The following is a 17,628-nucleotide window of genomic DNA, read 5'->3' as shown; positions in this document are numbered from 1 at the left end:
TGCCGGGTGGCCCGGGCCCCGAGCATGTCATGAACGAGGAAGTGGAACCGCGTGACAACCTTCTCCTTCTCCGCTGTTGTCCTGCTGGGCATCCTGTTGATCGTGTTCATCAGGAACGGGAGCATGAAGATCGGCTACGCCATCCTCGCTATGCTCTTCGGATTCTTCCTGGCCAAGACCTCGGCAGCGGCACCCATCCAGACCTTTCTGGACCAGATCGCCACCACCATCAACAATCTGACGAAGTAACAGCTACCGACCCGACAGCTGCCGGAGCAGCAGCCTCAGCGCTCCCGCCACCGCCGCAGCAGCGCCCCTGCAGCGGCGCGCCGCCCGCCCACGGCGGCGTCGGCGGGCTCCGCGCCACCCTCCGCTCCGCGCAGGCTCAGCGGGTCGGCCGCCAGCAGCACGAAGCAGCGGGCCCAGGCCAGCCGCTCCCCGCGCGGCCAGGACAGTCGCCGCAGCGCGGCCGAGGCCGCGGCGACCGGTTCGCCGTTCACCCGCACCTCGGCGACCTCGTCGCCGGAGCGCCCGCCGAAGAAGAACTTCACCCCGTTCAGCACCGGGTCGCTCAGGTGCGGGAGCACCACCTCCGCGACCGCGGGCAGCAGTTGATGCTCCGCCACCCAGTCGCCCAGCGGTCCGCTGCGGAACCCGAACACGCAGGCAGGGCCCTGGACCGCGTGCCATCCGGCGACGCCCCCGGCCGCACCGGGCGCCACGTGGTCGCCGTGGACGCCGCGCCGCTCCAGCATCTCCACCACCGCGGAGGCGGTGGTGGTCCGCCACATCCGCACCGCGTTCTGGAGCTGCTCCTCCTCGGTCCGCCCGAGCCCGGCCGCGCAGTCCCAGACCACCGGCCCGCCGCCCTCGCCGATCCGCAGCACGTACCCCAGGTCGACGTGGCCGCCGCCCTGCCCCAGGTGCTCGCGCACCGCCACGGCGGTCGTCCCCGGACCGCGGACGACGTCGCCCTCGGCCTGGAACTCCCGCCCGAGGCAGGCCATCTCGCGCACCACGCTGCGCTGTATGACCTGGAGCCTGCGCACAGGGTCTCTCCGTGTGTGTGAGGGATGTACTCCGACGTTCCGGGGAGCGACTCCCGTTCGCCCGCACAACCCCCGGGCGGAGCAGGCCCTGTGGAGATTGTGGGGGGAAACCGAGTGAACATCCCGCCTCCGGGAGCGTACCCGCCCCCGTCCGCCCCCCGCACCCGTTCTGACGCGTGCAAAACACATCGGCCCCGACCCGGCATGATGATCGCCGAGTCGGGGCCGAGCCACTTCGGAGCGGGCGACGGGAATCGAACCCGCGTAGCTAGTTTGGAAGACTAGGGCTCTACCATTGAGCTACGCCCGCAGAGCGCACCGGTGCGGCGCGTTCGGGGGACAGCCTAGCGGACCTGGTCGGGCGGATGCACACCGGTTCTCCGGCGTGGCGGCCGGATGGGTGCGGCGCGGCGAAAAGCGGGCGAAGGGCCGGGGATCTGCCTGTACGCTACGTGTCGTTCGGCACGTCGGACGGTACGGGGTGTGGCGCAGTTTGGTAGCGCGTCCGCTTTGGGAGCGGAAGGTCGTCGGTTCGAATCCGGTCACCCCGACCATATGCACGGGATCCTGTCCGCCACGGCGGCAGGTCCTTTTTCGTTCTCCGGGAAGGCGTGCTGAGCCATGTCCGCAGCAGCGCAGCCGCACCGTCCGCGGATATCCGCCAAGACCGCGGTCGCGGTCGTCTTCGTCGCCGCGCTGTTCATGTCGATCATGGACACCACGATCGTCAATGTGGCGCTGCCGTCCATCGGCGACCAGTTCCACGTGGACGCGGCCTCCGTCGGTGTGGTCAACGTCGGCTACCTGGTCAGCCTCGCGGTCTTCGTGCCGCTCTCCGGCTGGCTCGGCGACCGCTTCGGCACCCGCAGGGTCTTCCTGGCGGCGCTGGCCCTCTTCACCCTGGCCTCGCTGCTGTGCGCGACGGCCACCGGCCTCAACCAGCTGAGCCTCTACCGGGTCCTCCAAGGCGTCGGCGGCGGGATGCTCAACCCGGTCGGGATGACCATGCTGTACCGGGCCTTCCCGCAGCAGGAGCGGATGCGGGCGAGCCGGGTGCTGATGGTGCCGACCGCCGTCGCCCCGGCGCTGGGTCCGGTGCTGGGCGGCTGGCTGGTGGACGCCGCCTCCTGGCACTGGGTGTTCATCGTCAACGTCCCGCTGGGCGCCGTCGCGATGACCTTCGGCCTGCTGTTCCTGCCGGACTTCGGCGCCGAGCGGGCCGGCCGCTTCGACACCGCGGGGTTCCTGCTGGCCGCCGTCGGCTTCGGGGCGGCGACCTACGCCCTCGCCGAGGGGGCGGACAAGGGCTGGGGGACCGCGGGGATCGTGGTCCCGGCGACGGTCGGGATCGCCGCGCTGGTCGCGCTGGTCGTGGTGGAACTGCGGATCGACGACCCGATGCTGGACCTGCGGCTCTTCAAGGACCGGCTGTTCCGCGCCACCAACCTGGTCGGCGTGGTCGCCGGCGCCGCCTTCCTGGGCATGCTCTTCGTCTTCCCCCTCTTCTACCAGAACGCCGCCGGGGCGACCGCCTTCCGGACCGGCCTCAACACCTTCCCCGAGGCCCTCGGGGTGATGCTGGCCTCGCAACTGGTCGGTCGGATCTACCCGCGGATCGGGCCGCGCCGGCTGATGACCGCGGGTGGCGTCGCCGTCTCCGTCGCCATCGGGCTGATGTCGCTGCTCACCCCGGAGAGCAGCGTCTGGGCGGCCCGCGGGCTGATGTTCGCGACCGGCTTCTCCATGGCCCACCTCTTCATGCCGACCCAGACGGCCGCCTTCGCGACCGTCTCCCCGGCCGCGACCGGCCGGGCCTCCACCCTGTTCAACACCCAGAGCCGGCTCGGCCCGGCGCTGGGGGTGGCCCTGCTCAGCACGGTCCTGGGCGCCATCGGGACGGTGACCACCGGTCCGGACGGTACGCCGAGCGCGAACCTGGCGGCCTACCACGCGGCGTTCCGGGTCGCCGCCGGCCTGGCCCTGGCCGCGGCCGTGCTGTCGCTGTTCGTCTCCGACCGGGACGCCGCCCCGACCATGGCGCGGGAGACCCCGGTCGAGGGTCCGGCGGAGCGCTCGGGCGAGGGCCCGGCGGAGGGCTCAGGGAAGGTCCCGGTCCAGAGCCTGGACAGCTGACCCCTCCCGGCGGGACCAATGCAGATTGTGGTACCGGTAGGATGGACCGCTGGCGGCTGTCCACGTGCGCGTCTCCGCAGGGAGAAGCGGTGCGGGACACTCGCCCGAGGGCGAGGAGCGAGCTCACCGTCCACCCACCCCGGCGGGCGAAGTCGCCTCTGACTCATCACCCGTCTCGCCGTGCTCCCCACCAAGCGGGTGCGCGGCGGACACCCCGACCGCAAGCCCCCAAGGAGACCCAACCGTGAAGAGCGCCGTGGAGACTCTGAACCCGACCCGGGTTCGACTCACCGTCGAGGTGCCCTTCGAGGAGCTCAAGCCCAGCCTCGACGCGGCGTACAAGAAGATCAACCAGCAGGTCACGGTGCCGGGCTTCCGTAAGGGCAAGATCCCGGCTCGCGTCATCGACCAGCGCTTCGGCCGTGCCGCGGTGCTGGAAGAGGCTGTCAACGACGCCCTGCCGCGCTTCTACACCCAGGCCGTCGACGAGTCCAAGCTCGACGTCCTCGGCCAGCCCGACATCGACGGCCTCGAGGGCGTCGAGAAGATCGCGGACGGCGGCGACCTGAAGTTCACCGCCGAGGTGGACATCCGCCCCGAGATCACCCTCCCCGACTACACCGCCATCGAGGTCGAGGTCGACCCGATCGCCGTGTCCGACGAGGACGTCGAGGAGAGCCTGAACCAGCTCCGCGACCGCTTCGCCTCGCTGAAGACCGTCGAGCGCGCCGCCGCCGAGGGCGACGTCGTGGTCGTCGACCTGGAGGCCAAGGTCGACGGTGAGGTCCCCGAGGACGGCACCGCCACCGGCGTCAGCTACGAGATCGGCTCTGGCCGCCTGCTCGACGGCATCGACGAGGCCCTCACCGGCCTGGAGGCCGGCGGCACCGCGACCTTCACCACCGAGCTCAAGGGCGGCAGCGCCGAGGGCAAGGACTCCGAGGTCACGGTCAGCCTGACCACCGTCCAGGAGAAGGAACTCCCGGCCCTGGACGACGAGTTCGCCCAGCTCGCCAGCGAGTTCGACACCCTGGAGGAGCTCAAGGAGGACTCCCGCAAGCGGCTGGTCCGGATGAAGGAGTTCGACCAGGCCACCCAGGCCCAGGAGCGCGTGCTCGACAAGCTCATGGAGCTCATCGAGATGCCGTACCCGGAGAAGCTGCTCGCGGACGAGCTGGAGACCCGCAAGCACAACCTGGAGCACCACCAGCTGCCGCAGATGGGCATCGACCTGGACGGCTACCTCAAGCTCCAGGGCAAGACCGCCGAGGAGTTCGAGGCCGAGCTGCTCGAGCAGGCCCAGAAGGGCATCAAGACCCAGTTCGTCCTGGACGCCATCGCGTCCAAGGAGGAGCTCGCGGTCAACCAGGAGGAGCTCACCGAGCACCTGCTGCGCCGCGCGGCCGGCTCGGGCATGACGCCCGACCAGTTCGCCCAGCAGGTCGTCGAGGGCGGCCAGGTCCCGCTGCTGGTCGGCGAGGTCGTCCGTGGAAAGGCCCTCGCGGTGGTGGTGGAGTCCGCCAAGGTGGTCGACACCAACGGTGAGGTCGTCGACTTCGAGGACGACGACGAAGAGGACGAGACCGTCGAGGCCGCGGCTGAGGCCGTCGTCGAGGCGACCGAGGCCTGATCCTCCCCGGCACTGCAGCACCTCCCAGGAAGGGCCCGGACGCGACATGCGTCCGGGCCCTTCCGGCGTCCCCGGTCACCCTGCGCTCACAGCGAACAGTTCTGTGTAGGGGATGGCCAGGCCCTGCCTGCGCGTTAGGGTCCTTGGTACGAGGGGCAGGGTGACTGTCGGTCCATCAGGACTGTCCGTCAGGCTTCCCGATGCAACCGGCCTCCGTACCGGCCTTCGTAAGAGACGCAGTGACGGTGGACGATCAGCCGTCCGAACACAATGAGCGGGTGGATTACGTGATGACTCCCCAGTTCCAGATGCCCGGCCTGATGGCCCCCACCGCAGCCGGTGACATCGGCGGCGGCGGTCTCGGCGACCAGGTCTTCAACCGTCTGCTCAACGAGCGCATCATCTTCCTCGGCCAGCAGGTCGACGACGAGATCGCCAACAAGATCACCGCTCAGCTGCTGCTGCTCGCGTCCGACCCGGACCGGGACATCTTCCTGTACATCAACTCGCCCGGCGGCTCGGTCACCGCCGGCATGGCGATCTACGACACCATGCAGTACATCAAGAACGACGTGGTCACCATCGCCATGGGCATGGCCGCCTCGATGGGCCAGTTCCTGCTCACGGCCGGCGCCAAGGGCAAGCGCTTCGCGCTCCCCAACGCCGAGATCCTGATGCACCAGCCCTCGGCCGGCCTCGGCGGCTCCGCCACCGACATCCGCATCCAGGCCCAGCAGCTGGTGCGGCTGAAGCACCGGATGGCCGAGCTGATCGCCGAGCACAGTGGCCAGACCGTCGAGCAGGTCACCAAGGACTCCGACCGAGACCGCTGGTTCCAGCCGCAGGAGGCCATGGAGTACGGCCTGATCGACGGCATCATGCACAGCGCCGCGGACGTCCCCGGCGGCGGCGGCACCGGCGCCTGACCGGCCCTTCGAGCCGCTCAGCACCGCCCCGCCCACGAACCAAGTCCGTACGCTTCCGGAGAGGCCACACCAGCTATGAACATCCCCAGCCTGTCCAGCGCCGAGCGGCGCCTGGAGGACATGCGCGCCGAGGGCCGCTACATCGTCCCGCGCTTCGTCGAGCGCACCTCGCAGGGTGTGCGCGAGTACGACCCCTACGCCAAGCTCTTCGAGGAGCGCATCATCTTCCTGGGCTCCCAGGTCGACGACGTCTCCGCGAACGACATCATGGCGCAGCTGATCTGCCTGGAGTCGATGGACCCGGACCGGGACATCTCCATGTACATCAACTCGCCCGGCGGCTCCTTCACCGCGCTGACCGCGATCTACGACACCATGCAGTTCGTGAAGCCCGACGTGGCGACCGTCTGCATGGGCCAGGCGGCCTCCGCCGCCGCGGTGCTGCTGGCGGCCGGCGCCCCCGGCAAGCGCCTGGCGCTGCCGAACGCCCGGATCCTGATCCACCAGCCCTACACCGAGACCGGCCGCGGCCAGGTCTCCGACCTGGAGATCCAGGCCGCCGAGATCCAGCGGATGCGCGAGCAGCTGGAGGAGATGCTGTCCAAGCACTCCCACCAGACCCCGCAGCAGATCAGCGAGGATATCGAGCGCGACAAGATCCTCACCGCGGCCGAGGCGCTGGAGTACGGGCTGATCGACCAGATCACCTCGACCCGCAAGAGCTCGCTCAACGACTGAGACCGTCCCCGGTCCAGTCACTGAGACGAGTACCACGCAGTCCGTCGGCCCCCGGCTATTGGAGCGGGGGCCCCGGCCTGGCACCATCGGTGACAGGCACTCTCAAAATTGCCGCGCCCTGCATCGCCCACCCTGACGGCACTTCGCCCAGGGCGGAAGAGGGAAGACCGCCGAAGTCGGCGGATCGGGGCTCCTGACGGAGTACCGTCGGAAACCAAGCACCAGGCTCCTGCCCCACGGAGCCTTTGGCGAAGGGGATTCACCTCGTGGCACGCATCGGTGACGGTGGCGACCTGCTCAAGTGCTCGTTCTGCGGAAAGAGCCAGAAGCAGGTGAAGAAGCTCATTGCCGGGCCCGGCGTGTACATCTGCGACGAGTGCATCGACCTGTGCAACGAGATCATCGAAGAGGAGCTCGCGGAGACCTCGGAGGTGAGGTTCGAGGAGCTGCCCAAGCCCCGCGAGATCTACGAGTTCCTCGACGGGTACGTGGTGGGTCAGGAGGCGGCGAAGAAGTCACTCTCCGTGGCCGTCTACAACCACTACAAGCGGGTCCAGGCGGGCGAGAACGGCAAGCACGGCCGCGACGACGGCATCGAGCTGGCCAAGTCCAACATCCTGCTGCTGGGCCCGACCGGCTCCGGCAAGACCCTGCTGGCGCAGACCCTGGCCCGGATGCTGAACGTGCCGTTCGCCATCGCGGACGCCACGGCGCTGACCGAGGCCGGCTATGTCGGCGAGGACGTCGAGAACATCCTGCTGAAGCTGATCCAGGCCGCTGACTACGACGTCAAGAAGGCCGAGACCGGCATCATCTACATCGACGAGATCGACAAGGTCGCCCGCAAGAGCGAGAACCCGTCGATCACCCGCGACGTCTCCGGCGAGGGCGTGCAGCAGGCGCTGCTGAAGATCCTGGAGGGGACCACCGCCTCGGTGCCCCCGCAGGGCGGCCGCAAGCACCCGCACCAGGAGTTCATCCAGATCGACACGACGAACGTGCTGTTCATCGTGGGCGGTGCCTTCTCGGGCCTGGAGCGCATCATCGAGTCCCGGGCCGGCAAGAAGGGCATCGGCTTCGGCGCGACGATCCGGTCCAAGCACGAGATCGAGTCCAGCGACCAGTTCCGCGCGGTCATGCCGGAGGACCTGGTGAAGTTCGGGATGATCCCGGAGTTCATCGGCCGTCTGCCGGTCATCACCAGCGTCCACAACCTGGACCGCGACGCGCTGCTGCAGATCCTCACCGAGCCCAAGAACGCCCTGGTCAAGCAGTACCGGCGGCTGTTCGAGCTGGACGGCGTGGAGTTGGAGTTCTCGGACACCGCGCTGGACGCCATCGCCGACCAGGCCATCAAGCGCTCCACCGGCGCCCGCGGCCTGCGCGCCATCATGGAGGAGGTGCTGATGTCCGTGATGTACGAGGTCCCCTCCCGCAAGGACGTCGCCCGCGTGGTGGTCACCGAGGACGTGGTGCTGGAGCACGTCAACCCGACGCTGGTGCCGCGCGATCTGCGCAGCCAGCGCGAGCGCCGCGAGAAGTCGGCGTAGCCGGACGTTCAGGAACCCCGCTCGGACCTCGGTCCGGGCGGGGTTCCTGCATGTCGGGGTGGTGCGGGGCGGGGTAGGGCGGGGCGGGCTCAGCCGACGCTGGTGACCGCCTCGGCGGCGGCCGAGGCGACCGACTCGACCAGGCTGATCGAACCCGCCTCGGTGCTGCCGCCGTCCGACACCACCGCGATCAGCACGCTGTGGCCGTCGACGGTGACCTTCCCGATGCTGTTGACGTCCCAGAGCCCGCTCTGGCTGCGCTGCAGCCAGCCGTTCTTCAGCTCGGTCGCGGTGCCGCTGTCGGCGGCGGCCGAGACGCCCCAGGCCTGGTCCGACTCGACCTGGCCCATCAGGCCCTGCAGGTACTTCTGCGAGGCGCTGTCGAGCGGCGAGTCGTCGCCGAACACCACCTGAAGCAGCGTCAACTGATCCGCCGCGGTGGTCTGGGTCAGGCCCCAGTTCCCGTTGCTGCCACCGGTGGTGCCGGTCAGGCCGAAGGTCCTGTTGGCGGCGTTCAGCCCGTCCGCACCGCCGATCTCGTTCCACAGCGTGGACGCGGCGTCGTTGTCGCTCTGCTCGATCATCGAGGTGGCCAGGGCCTTCTGGGCGCTGCTGAGGCCGCCGCTGTCCTGGGTCTGCAGCAGCAGGGTCGCCAGGATGTCGACCTTGGCGATGCTCGCGGTGTCGTAGCTGTTCTCGGTGTTGCCGTAGTCGGCGGTGGCCCCGGTGTCCAGGTCCAGCGCCGCCACCGAGACGTTTCCGGAGAAGCCGCTGACCAGCGAGGACTCGGCGGCGGCCAGGGCGGTACGGGCCTGCTCGTCCAGGCTGGGTGAGCTGGCGGAGGCAGCAGCGGAGGCCGAGGCAGAGGTGGAGGCGGCGACGGTGGCGGACGCGGAGCCGGTGACCGTGATGGTGCTGCTGCTCGCGCTGGCGACCATGGCCGGACTGCCGCTGCCTTCGGCGGCGTAGGCGAGACCGCCCAGGGCACCCGCGGCCATGACGGCGGTCACGGCGATCGACACCAGCTGCCGCTTACGACGACGGCGACCCTGGTCCGGCTCAACTCTGCTGCTCATGACTTCGACCTTGCGGGCCGAAATCTTGCAGAGAATGTGAACGTCGTGAACGCGTCATGAGAAAACCGAGGTCACTCCTTGGTCACAGGAACGCTGTTGATCACGACGTTGTCCTTGGGTTTTCCGTCGCTGCCGCCGCCCTGGACCCCGTCCCTGGCGATGTGCTGAAGGATGTCCAGGCCCGAGGTGATGGTGCCGAACGGGGTGTAGTTCGCCGCGAGCTGGCTGGCCTGGTAGACCAGGAAGAACTGGCTGCCGCCGGTGTGCGCGGTCCCGGTGTTGGCCATCGCCACCGTTCCGGCCGGGTAGCTGCCGCCCTGGACCGCCGGGTCCTTCAGGTACTCGTCGGGGAGGGTGTAGCCGGGACCGCCGCTGCCGGAGTCGGTGGGGTCGCCGCACTGCAGCACGTAGATGCCGCTGGTGGTCAGGCGGTGGCACTTGGTGTGGTCGAAGTAGTTCTGCTGGGCCAGGAAGACGAAGCTGTTGACGGTCTGCGGGGCGTTCTTGGCGTCCAGCTTGATGCCGATGTCGCCGCAGGAGGTCTTCAGTGTGGCGCTGTAGGCCGCGGAGGTGTCGATGGACATGGCCGGAGCGGTCTTCCACTGTTTGCCGTTGGGGCTGCCGGAGGCCGCGTCCCCGCAGAAGACCGGCCGGGTCGTCGCCCACACCAGCCCACCGGCGACCAGCGCGACCACCACCACGGCGGCCACCGCGAACACCGTCCGGCGCTTCTTCACCCTGGCCTTCTCAGCGGCCCGGAGCTCCTCGATCCGCGCCCGCCGAACAGCGTTGCGCGCTGCCGCGCCGCCCTCTTCACTACCGCTGTCCCCGCTGCTCACCCGCGTCCTCCCATTGCAAGCACCAACAGCGATCAGTGAACCGACCCACAGCCCCACCACGCGGGAGGCGCGACCGATGGGGCACAAAGCCGTTCGTTACCACGCCCCCACTCCTCGTGCTGCAGTGCTGCGGGGGGCGACCCCCCGGACCCCCACGTCCTGCCGGGCTGCGGCTAAAGCGGTTCGTTACCACGCCCCCACTCCTCGTAAACTGTGCCGCGTGACCGACACGAACCAGCGCCCCGAGCCTGACGCGCACGACGCGAACGCCGGGGACCACAGCGCCCAGCCGAACACCCTGCCGACCCAGTACTCGCCGGCGGAGGTAGAAGGCCCGCTGTACGAGCGCTGGGTCGAGCGGGGCTACTTCGAGGCCGACGCCAAGAGCGAGAAGCCGCCGTACACCATCGTCATCCCGCCGCCCAACGTCACCGGCGCCCTGCACCTGGGCCACGCCTTCCAGCACACGCTGATGGACGCGCTGACCAGGCGCAAGCGCATGCTCGGCTTCGAGGCGCTGTGGCTGCCGGGCATGGACCACGCCGGCATCGCCACCCAGAACAAGGTCGAGCAGCAGCTCGCCGAGCAGGGCCTGTCCCGGCACGACATCGGCCGGGAGGCCTTCGTCGAGAAGGTCTGGGAGTGGAAGGAGCAGTACGGCGGCCGGATCCTCGGCCAGATGCGTCGCCTCGGCGACGGCGTCGACTGGTCCCGTGAGCGCTTCACCATGGACGAGGGCCTGTCCCAGGCCGTCCAGACCATCTTCAAGAAGCTGTTCGACGACGGCCTGATCTACCGCGCCGAACGCATCATCAACTGGTGTCCGCGCTGCCTCACCGCGCTCTCCGACATCGAGGTCGAGCACGAGGACCGGGCCGGCGAGCTGGTCTCGATCCGCTACGGGGACGGCGAGGACTCCGTCGTCGTCGCCACCACCCGTGCCGAGACCCTGCTCGGCGACACCGCGGTCGCGGTCCACCCGGAGGACCCGCGCTACGCGCACCTGGTCGGCCGCACCATCGCGCTGCCGCTGACGGACCGTCGGATCCCGGTCGTCGCCGACGAGCACGTCGACCCGGAGTTCGGCACCGGCGCGGTCAAGGTCACCCCGGCCCACGACCCCAATGACTTCGCCATCGGCCAGCGGCACAACCTGCCGAACATCAACGTCCTGGACGAGCACGGCGTCATCACCGTCCACGGCCCCTTCCTCGGCCTGGACCGCTTCGAGGCCCGGGACGCCGTCGTCGGCACCCTGCGTGAGCAGGGGCGCATCGTCGAGGAGAAGCGCCCCTACATGCACGCGGTCGGGCACTGCTCGCGCTGCCACACCGTGGTCGAGCCGCGGCTGTCGCTGCAGTGGTGGGTCAAGGTCGCCCCGCTGGCCGGGCCCGCCGCCGAGGCGGTCCGCGACGGCCGGGTCCAGATCCACCCCAAGGAGCTGGAGGGCCGCTACTTCAGCTGGGTCGACAACATGTACGACTGGTGCATCTCGCGCCAGCTGTGGTGGGGCCACCGGATCCCGGTCTGGTACGGCCCGGACGGCGAGGTCGTCTGCGTCGGACCGGACGAGCAGCCCCCGACGGGTGACGGCTGGCACCAGGACCCCGACGTCCTGGACACCTGGTTCTCCAGCGGGCTGTGGCCCTTCTCCACCCTGGGCTGGCCCGAGCAGACCCGTGACCTGGAGAAGTTCTACCCGACCGACGTCCTGCTGACCGGCCACGACATCATCTTCTTCTGGGTCGCCCGGATGATGATGTTCGGCCTGTACGCCATGGACGGCCAGGCGCCGTTCCACACCATCGCCCTCACCGGCCTGGTCCGCGACCAGTTCGGCAAGAAGATGTCCAAGTCCTCCGGCACCGCCGTGGACCCGCTGGACTGGATGGACGAGTTCGGCGCCGACGCGGTCCGGTTCACCCTGGCCAGCGGCGCCAACCCGGGCGCCGACGTGCCGATCGGCGAGGACTGGGTCAAGGCATCCCGCAACTTCTGCAACAAGATCTGGAACGCCACCCGCTTCGCGCTGATGAACGGCGCGACCCTGGAGGGCCCGCTGCCGGCGGCCGAGCAGCTCACCGCCACCGACCGCTGGATCCTGTCCCGGCTCAACGCGGTGGTCGCCGAGGTCGACGGCCTCTACGAGGACTACCAGTTCGCCAAGCTCAGCGACGCCCTCTACCACTTCGCCTGGGACGAGGTCTTCGACTGGTACGTCGAGCTGTCCAAGTCGGTGCTGGCCGAGGGCGGCCCGCAGGCCGACGCCTCGCGCCGGGTGCTGGGCGAGGTCCTGGAGGTCACCCTGCGGCTGCTGCACCCGGTCATCCCCTTCGTCACCGACGCCCTGTGGACGACGCTGACCGGGCGGGAGTCCGTGGTGGTCGCCGAGTGGCCGACGGTGGACGCCTCCCGCGCGGACGCGGCCGCCGAGGCGGAGATCGCGCAGCTGCAGCAGGTGGTCACCGAGATCCGCCGGTTCCGCGCCGACCAGGGGCTCAACCCGGGTCAGAAGGTCCCGGCCCGGCTGGACCTGTCCGGCACCACGCTGGCGGCGCACGAGGGCGCACTGCGCTCCCTGGCCAAGCTCCAGCCCGCCGGTGCGGACTTCAGCGCGACCGCGACCCTCTCGGTCGCCGACGCCACCGTGGCGCTGGACCTGTCCGGCACCATCGACGTCGCCGCCGAGCGCAAGCGGCTGACCAAGGACCTCGCCAACGCCGAGAAGGAGCTGTCGCAGGCCGGCGCCAAGCTCGCCAACGAGGCCTTCCTGGCCAAGGCGGCCCCGGTCGCGGTCGAGAAGATCCAGGCCCGGCAGGCCAAGGCCGAGGCCGACATCAACCGCCTCACCGCACAGATCGCGGCCCTGCCGGCCGGCTGAGGAACAGGCCGACGCAGGACACGCCACCACCCACCGGAAGGACCGCCCCGCAGCCGCGCGGCGGTCCTTCCGCCGTACCAGGGGCCGAACCCGGGCCCCACCCGGCCCCGCCTCTCCCGAGCCCGGCGGGCAACCGCCCCGCCGTCGGCCCCGATGCCCCGCGCTCCGTAGACTGGCGGGGTGAGCGACGCATCCCGCACCACCCCGCCGAACGACGCCGACGCGACCTCGGACGACATCACCTCGAACGACCCCGCGGCGCAGCTGCGTGCCGTCGAGGCGGAGCTGGCCTCGCGCTGGCCGGAGACCCAGCTGGAACCCTCGCTGGACCGGATCTCGGCGCTGATGGACATCCTGGGCCAGCCCCAGCGGGCCTACCCCTCGATCCACATCACCGGCACCAACGGCAAGACCAGCACGGCCCGGATGGTCGAGCAGTTGCTGCGCCACTTCGAGCTCCGCACCGGCCGCTACACCAGCCCGCACGTGGAGTCGGTGACCGAGCGGATCAGCCTGGACGGGGAGCCGGTCAGCCCCGAGCTGTTCGTGCACACCTACCGCGACATCGAGCCGTACATCGGCATGGTGGACGCCGCTCAGCCGATCCGGCTGTCCTTCTTCGAGATCCTCACCGGGATGGCCTACGCCGCCTTCGCCGAGGCGCCGGTGGACGTCGCGGTGGTCGAGGTCGGCATGGGCGGGTCCTGGGACGCCACCAATGTCATCGACGCCCCGGTCGCGGTGATCGCCCCGATCTCGCTGGACCACACCGACAAGCTCGGCGACACGCCCGGCAAGATCGCGACCGAGAAGTCCGGGATCATCAAGAAGGGCGCCCTGGCGGTGGTGGCCCAGCAGCCGCTGGACGCCGCCGAGGTGATCCTGCGGCGCGCCGTCGAGGAGGACGCCGTGGTCGCCCGCGAGGGCATGGAGTTCGGCGTGGTGCACCGGGACGTCGCGGTCGGCGGGCAGCTGCTCACCCTGCGCGGCATCTCCGGGCACGAGTACACCGAGGTCTTCATCCCGCTGCACGGCGCGCACCAGGCGCAGAACGCCGCCCTGGCGCTGGCCGCGGTCGAGGGCTTCTTCGGTGTCGGCGCCGCGCACCAGCAGCCGCTGGACATCGACAAGGTCCGCGCCGCCTTCTCCGGGGTCAGCTCCCCGGGCCGGTTGGAGGTGGTCCGCCGCAGTCCGACCATCGTGCTGGACGCCGCCCACAACCCGGCCGGGGCGCGGGTCACCGCCGACGCCATCGGCGAGTCCTTCGGCTTCACCCGGCTGATCGGGGTGATCGGCACCAGTGGCGACAAGGACTCCAGCGGACTGCTGGAGGCGTTGGAGCCGGTCCTCGCCGAGGTCGTGATCACCCAGAACTCGACCCAGCGGGCCACCTCCATCGACCGCCTCGCCGAGCAGGCGGTCGAGATCTTCGGCCCGGACCGGGTGCTGGTGGAGACCCGTCTGGACGACGCCATCGAGGCGGCGGTGACGCTGGCGGAGGAGGAGGGCGACCTGGGCGGCTCGGGCGTGCTGGTCACCGGCTCGGTCATCACCGTGGGCGAGGCCCGCATCCTGCTGAGCCGCAACCGTCGCTGACAGCCCCCACCGAACCCTTCCCGCCACCGAACCCTTCCCCCACCGAACCTTCCCGCCACCGAACCGTCCTGTCCGAAAGGCCTCCCGTGCGCACCCTCTGCTCGTCCACGCTCATCGCCGAGGCGATGGTGGTCGGCTTCGCCGCTCTGGTCGCGATGCACCTCTCCGATGTCTCCTCCACGACGCTGTGGACGGTCTGCGGCGCCGCGATGGCCCTGTGCGTGCTGCTCTGCGGTGTGATCACCCGTCCGGGCGCGGTCGCGGTCGGCTGGGTGCTCCAGGTCGCGCTGATCGCCAGCGGTACCGTCGTGGGGATGATGTACGGACTCGGTGTCATCTTTGCGGCGCTGTGGTGGGCCTCGGTCCACTACGGTCGGAAGATTGACATCATCAAAACGGCGCGTGCACAAGCGAGCTGACGTCCACCTGGCGTTCGAATGCCCAGGCCGTCTCGGGTAGGCTCGCCACACCCTCCCAAGCTGTTCTCCCACCCGTTCGGCTCGACCCCCCTCGGAGCTCCGCCATGCCGCAGCGCACCCTTGTCCTCCTGAAGCCCGACGCCACCCGACGCGGCCTCATCGGCGAGATCATCAGCCGGATCGAGCGCAAGGCGAACTGGACCATCGCCGCGATGGAACTGCGCACCCTGGACACCGCCACGCTGGAGCAGCACTACGGCGAGCACATCGGCAAGCCGTTCTACGAGCCGCTGATGGAGTTCATGGGCTCGGGCCCGGTGGTGGCCCTGATCGTGGAGGGCGAGAGCGTGATCGAGGGGATCCGCGCGCTGGCCGGCAAGACCAACCCGCTGGAGGCGGGCCCCGGCACCATCCGTGGTGACTTCGCCACCATCACCAGGGAGAACCTGATCCACGCCTCGGACTCGGACACCTCCGCCGAGCGTGAGATCAAGATCTTCTTCCCCGGCCTGAGCTGACACGCCGGTATTTCTACGGCGCTGCTTCTGTCGGATTATGGGGATAGCGGAATAATCTATTCCTGAGTTCCGGCCGTCCAGGAACTACGCAGCCGACACCGGCGTCCCAATAGCAGGAAATGTGATCGTCTGCCCCGACAATGGCAGGGGGTCCATCGTCACCCTCAGTGTGTACTTGGCTACCATGGGGACGGCCCGCCGCCCCAAACCCCCTCGACCCCGGGAAGGCCCCGCATACCCATGGCGAACAACATGTCGTTCATTGGTCGTGACATGGCTGTCGACCTCGGCACCGCCAACACGCTGGTGTACGTCAGGGGCCGGGGGATCGTCCTCAACGAGCCGTCGGTCGTCGCGGTGAACACCAACACCGGCAGCATCCTGGCGGTCGGCACCGAGGCGAAGCGGATGATCGGGCGCACCCCCGGCAACGTGGTGGCCATCCGTCCGATGAAGGACGGGGTGATCGCCGACTTCGAGATCACCGAGCGGATGCTCCGCTACTTCATCCTCAAGATCCACCGGCGCCGCTACCTGGCCCGTCCGCGGGTCGTGGTCTGCGTGCCCAGCGGCATCACCGGGGTGGAGCGGCGCGCCGTGATCGAGGCGGCGGCCCAGGCCGGTGCGCGCCAGGTGCACATCATCGAGGAGCCGATGGCCGCGGCGATCGGCGCCGGGCTGCCGGTGCACGAGCCGACCGGCAACATGGTGGTCGACATCGGCGGCGGCACCACCGAGGTCGCGGTGATCTCGCTGGGCGGGATCGTGACCGCCCAGTCGATCCGGGTCGCCGGCGACGAGCTGGACAACGCGATCATCCAGCACATCAAGAAGGAGTACTCGCTGCTGCTCGGCGAGCGCAGCGCCGAGAACATCAAGATGACCATCGGCTCGGCCCACCCCGTCGACGGGGACAAGGAGGAGCACAGCGAGCTCCGGGGCCGCGACCTGGTCAGCGGTCTGCCCAAGACCATCGTGATCTCCGCGGCCGAGGTCCGGCAGGCGATCGAGGAGCCGGTCAACCAGATCATCGACGCCGTCAAGACCACGCTGGACCAGTGCCCGCCGGAACTCGCCGGTGACATCATGGACCGCGGCATCGTTCTCACCGGGGGCGGCGCACTGCTGCGCGGCCTGGACGAACGGCTGCGCCGGGAGACCGGGATGCCGGTCCACATCGCGGAGAACCCGCTGGACTCGGTAGCCCTCGGCTCGGGACAGGTGGTCGAGGACTTCGAGGTGCTCCAGCAGGTACTGGACGCCCAGCCGCGCCGCTGACCCCGCACACCGGATCTGACGCCGGCTCAACCGGTCTGCCGGGCACCCAAGACGCACACCACGACAGCGAAGGGCACCGCCGAGGACCGTGAGGGACACACGAGAGAGCCGGCTGCTGCTGGTCCTGCTGATCGCGGTGGCGTTCGCGCTGATCACCGTGGACATCCGGGGCGGTGACACCTCGCCGCTGAACGGGCCGAGGAACGTCGCCGCCTCCGTCCTCGGGCCGGTCGAGAGCGGGGTGTCCGGTCTGGTCAACCCGGTGGCGGACACCGTCCACTCGGTGACCGACGCCAGTGCGCAGCACAACCGCATCAGCGCGCTGGAGCAGCAGAACCTGCAGCTCAAGCAGCAGCTGAACAGCTCCGACCTGGCCCGCGGCCAGTCCACCGAGCTGAGCCGGATGCTGGGCGCCGCCGGTGCGGGCCAGTACACCGTCAAGGCCGCCCAGGTGGTGGCCATCGGCGCGGCGCAGGGCTTCTCCTGGACCGTCACCATCGACATCGGCGGCAACGACGGCATCAAGCGCGACATGACCGTCATCGACGGGGACGGCCTGGTCGGCCGGATCACCACGGTCGCTCCCACCACCTCCACGGTGTTGCTGGCCAGCGACCCGGGCTTCTCGGTCGGCACCCGGATGGAGGGCAGCGGCGAGGTCGGCGTGGCCACCGGCGAGGGCACCGGGCCGCTGCGGGTGGAGCTGCTGAGCGCGCAGGCCGTGGTGAAGGCGGGCGACCGGCTGGTGACCTTCGGTTCGCAGAACGACCGCCCGTTCGTCCCCGGCGTCCCGGTCGGCACGGTGACCAAGGTGGAGAACGACCCCGGCCAGCTGACCCGGACCGTGCTGGTCCGACCCTTCGTCAACTTCACCAGCCTGGACCTGGTCGGCGTGGTGGTCCAGCCGCCGGCCACCGACCCCAGGGACGCCGTGCTGCCGCCCAAGCCGGCCAGTACCCCTGCCAGCAAGTCCGCCAACGGGAAGGCCCACTAGT

General features: G+C 69.8%; 15 protein-coding genes and 2 tRNA genes. 13 read left to right on the top strand and 4 right to left on the bottom strand.

Annotated elements, in window-relative coordinates:
- Positions 1–51 precede the first annotated feature (51 nt).
- Positions 52–249, top strand: coding sequence for a hypothetical protein (locus tag ABUW04_RS25700; RefSeq protein ID WP_030250604.1), 198 nt, complete (start codon positions 52–54; stop codon positions 247–249).
- 35 nt (positions 250–284) lie between these two features.
- On the opposite strand, the gene ABUW04_RS25695 is transcribed toward ABUW04_RS25700, so the two are convergent.
- Together ABUW04_RS25695 and ABUW04_RS25690 are read right to left on the bottom strand one after the other, a co-directional pair.
- Positions 285–1,049: a DUF6348 family protein gene (locus ABUW04_RS25695; protein WP_030250606.1), complete on the bottom strand. Its 765-nt coding sequence runs from the start codon at positions 1,047–1,049 to the stop codon at positions 285–287.
- A 239-nt stretch (positions 1,050–1,288) separates the two neighbouring features.
- Positions 1,289–1,359 (bottom strand) — tRNA-Gly (locus ABUW04_RS25690).
- Positions 1,360–1,526: 167 nt separating this feature from the next.
- On the opposite strand from ABUW04_RS25690, the gene ABUW04_RS25685 reads away from it, so the two are divergent.
- The 6 genes from ABUW04_RS25685 to clpX all read left to right on the top strand — a co-directional run bounded on the left by ABUW04_RS25685 (position 1,527) and on the right by clpX (position 8,026).
- Positions 1,527–1,603, top strand: a tRNA-Pro gene (locus ABUW04_RS25685).
- Positions 1,604–1,670: 67 nt separating this feature from the next.
- Entirely contained in the window at positions 1,671–3,182 is a 1,512-nt protein-coding gene (locus ABUW04_RS25680) for a DHA2 family efflux MFS transporter permease subunit (RefSeq protein WP_380566751.1), read from the top strand.
- A gap of 244 nt (positions 3,183–3,426) precedes the next feature.
- Positions 3,427–4,812 (top strand): trigger factor, encoded by a 1,386-nt coding sequence (gene tig / locus ABUW04_RS25675; protein WP_030250612.1) that lies wholly within the window; start codon positions 3,427–3,429, stop codon positions 4,810–4,812.
- A gap of 308 nt (positions 4,813–5,120) precedes the next feature.
- Positions 5,121–5,738: an ATP-dependent Clp protease proteolytic subunit gene (locus tag ABUW04_RS25670; RefSeq protein ID WP_370130832.1), complete on the top strand. Its 618-nt coding sequence runs from the start codon at positions 5,121–5,123 to the stop codon at positions 5,736–5,738.
- A 75-nt stretch (positions 5,739–5,813) separates the two neighbouring features.
- A complete protein-coding gene (locus ABUW04_RS25665) occupies positions 5,814–6,476 on the top strand; it encodes an ATP-dependent Clp protease proteolytic subunit (RefSeq protein WP_030250617.1) in 663 nt (220 codons plus the stop codon).
- A gap of 266 nt (positions 6,477–6,742) precedes the next feature.
- Positions 6,743–8,026 (top strand): ATP-dependent Clp protease ATP-binding subunit ClpX, encoded by a 1,284-nt coding sequence (gene clpX / locus ABUW04_RS25660; protein ID WP_030250620.1) that lies wholly within the window; start codon positions 6,743–6,745, stop codon positions 8,024–8,026.
- A gap of 89 nt (positions 8,027–8,115) precedes the next feature.
- Here clpX and ABUW04_RS25655 read toward each other — a convergent pair whose 3' ends face one another.
- Both ABUW04_RS25655 and ABUW04_RS25650 read right to left on the bottom strand, forming a co-directional pair.
- Positions 8,116–9,102: a serine hydrolase gene (locus tag ABUW04_RS25655; protein ID WP_380566750.1), complete on the bottom strand. Its 987-nt coding sequence runs from the start codon at positions 9,100–9,102 to the stop codon at positions 8,116–8,118.
- A gap of 71 nt (positions 9,103–9,173) precedes the next feature.
- Positions 9,174–9,872, bottom strand: coding sequence for a peptidylprolyl isomerase (locus tag ABUW04_RS25650; protein ID WP_380566766.1), 699 nt, complete (start codon positions 9,870–9,872; stop codon positions 9,174–9,176).
- A 367-nt stretch (positions 9,873–10,239) separates the two neighbouring features.
- Between ABUW04_RS25650 and ABUW04_RS25645 the strand changes: the two genes are divergently transcribed.
- From ABUW04_RS25645 to mreC, 6 genes are all read left to right on the top strand, one after another.
- Positions 10,240–12,822 (top strand): valine--tRNA ligase, encoded by a 2,583-nt coding sequence (locus ABUW04_RS25645; RefSeq protein ID WP_380566765.1) that lies wholly within the window; start codon positions 10,240–10,242, stop codon positions 12,820–12,822.
- Between the two features lie 237 nt (positions 12,823–13,059).
- Entirely contained in the window at positions 13,060–14,418 is a 1,359-nt protein-coding gene (folC, locus tag ABUW04_RS25640; protein WP_380566764.1) for a bifunctional tetrahydrofolate synthase/dihydrofolate synthase, read from the top strand.
- An 86-nt stretch (positions 14,419–14,504) separates the two neighbouring features.
- Complete coding sequence (locus ABUW04_RS25635) at positions 14,505–14,837, top strand: DUF4233 domain-containing protein (RefSeq protein WP_030250633.1); 333 nt, start codon at positions 14,505–14,507, stop codon at positions 14,835–14,837.
- Between the two features lie 104 nt (positions 14,838–14,941).
- Positions 14,942–15,355, top strand: a complete 414-nt coding sequence (gene ndk, locus ABUW04_RS25630) for a nucleoside-diphosphate kinase (protein ID WP_030250636.1) — start codon at positions 14,942–14,944, stop codon at positions 15,353–15,355.
- Positions 15,356–15,607: 252 nt separating this feature from the next.
- Complete coding sequence (locus ABUW04_RS25625) at positions 15,608–16,633, top strand: rod shape-determining protein (protein ID WP_030250637.1); 1,026 nt, start codon at positions 15,608–15,610, stop codon at positions 16,631–16,633.
- Positions 16,634–16,721: 88 nt separating this feature from the next.
- Complete coding sequence (gene mreC / locus ABUW04_RS25620; RefSeq protein ID WP_037594420.1) at positions 16,722–17,627, top strand: rod shape-determining protein MreC; 906 nt, start codon at positions 16,722–16,724, stop codon at positions 17,625–17,627.
- Position 17,628 lies beyond the last annotated feature (1 nt).

This window comes from Streptacidiphilus jeojiensis (genome assembly GCF_042510965.1).
In the GTDB taxonomy this organism is placed as follows: domain Bacteria; phylum Actinomycetota; class Actinomycetes; order Streptomycetales; family Streptomycetaceae; genus Streptacidiphilus; species Streptacidiphilus jeojiensis.
This window is presented reverse-complemented; position numbering and strand designations above follow the sequence as displayed.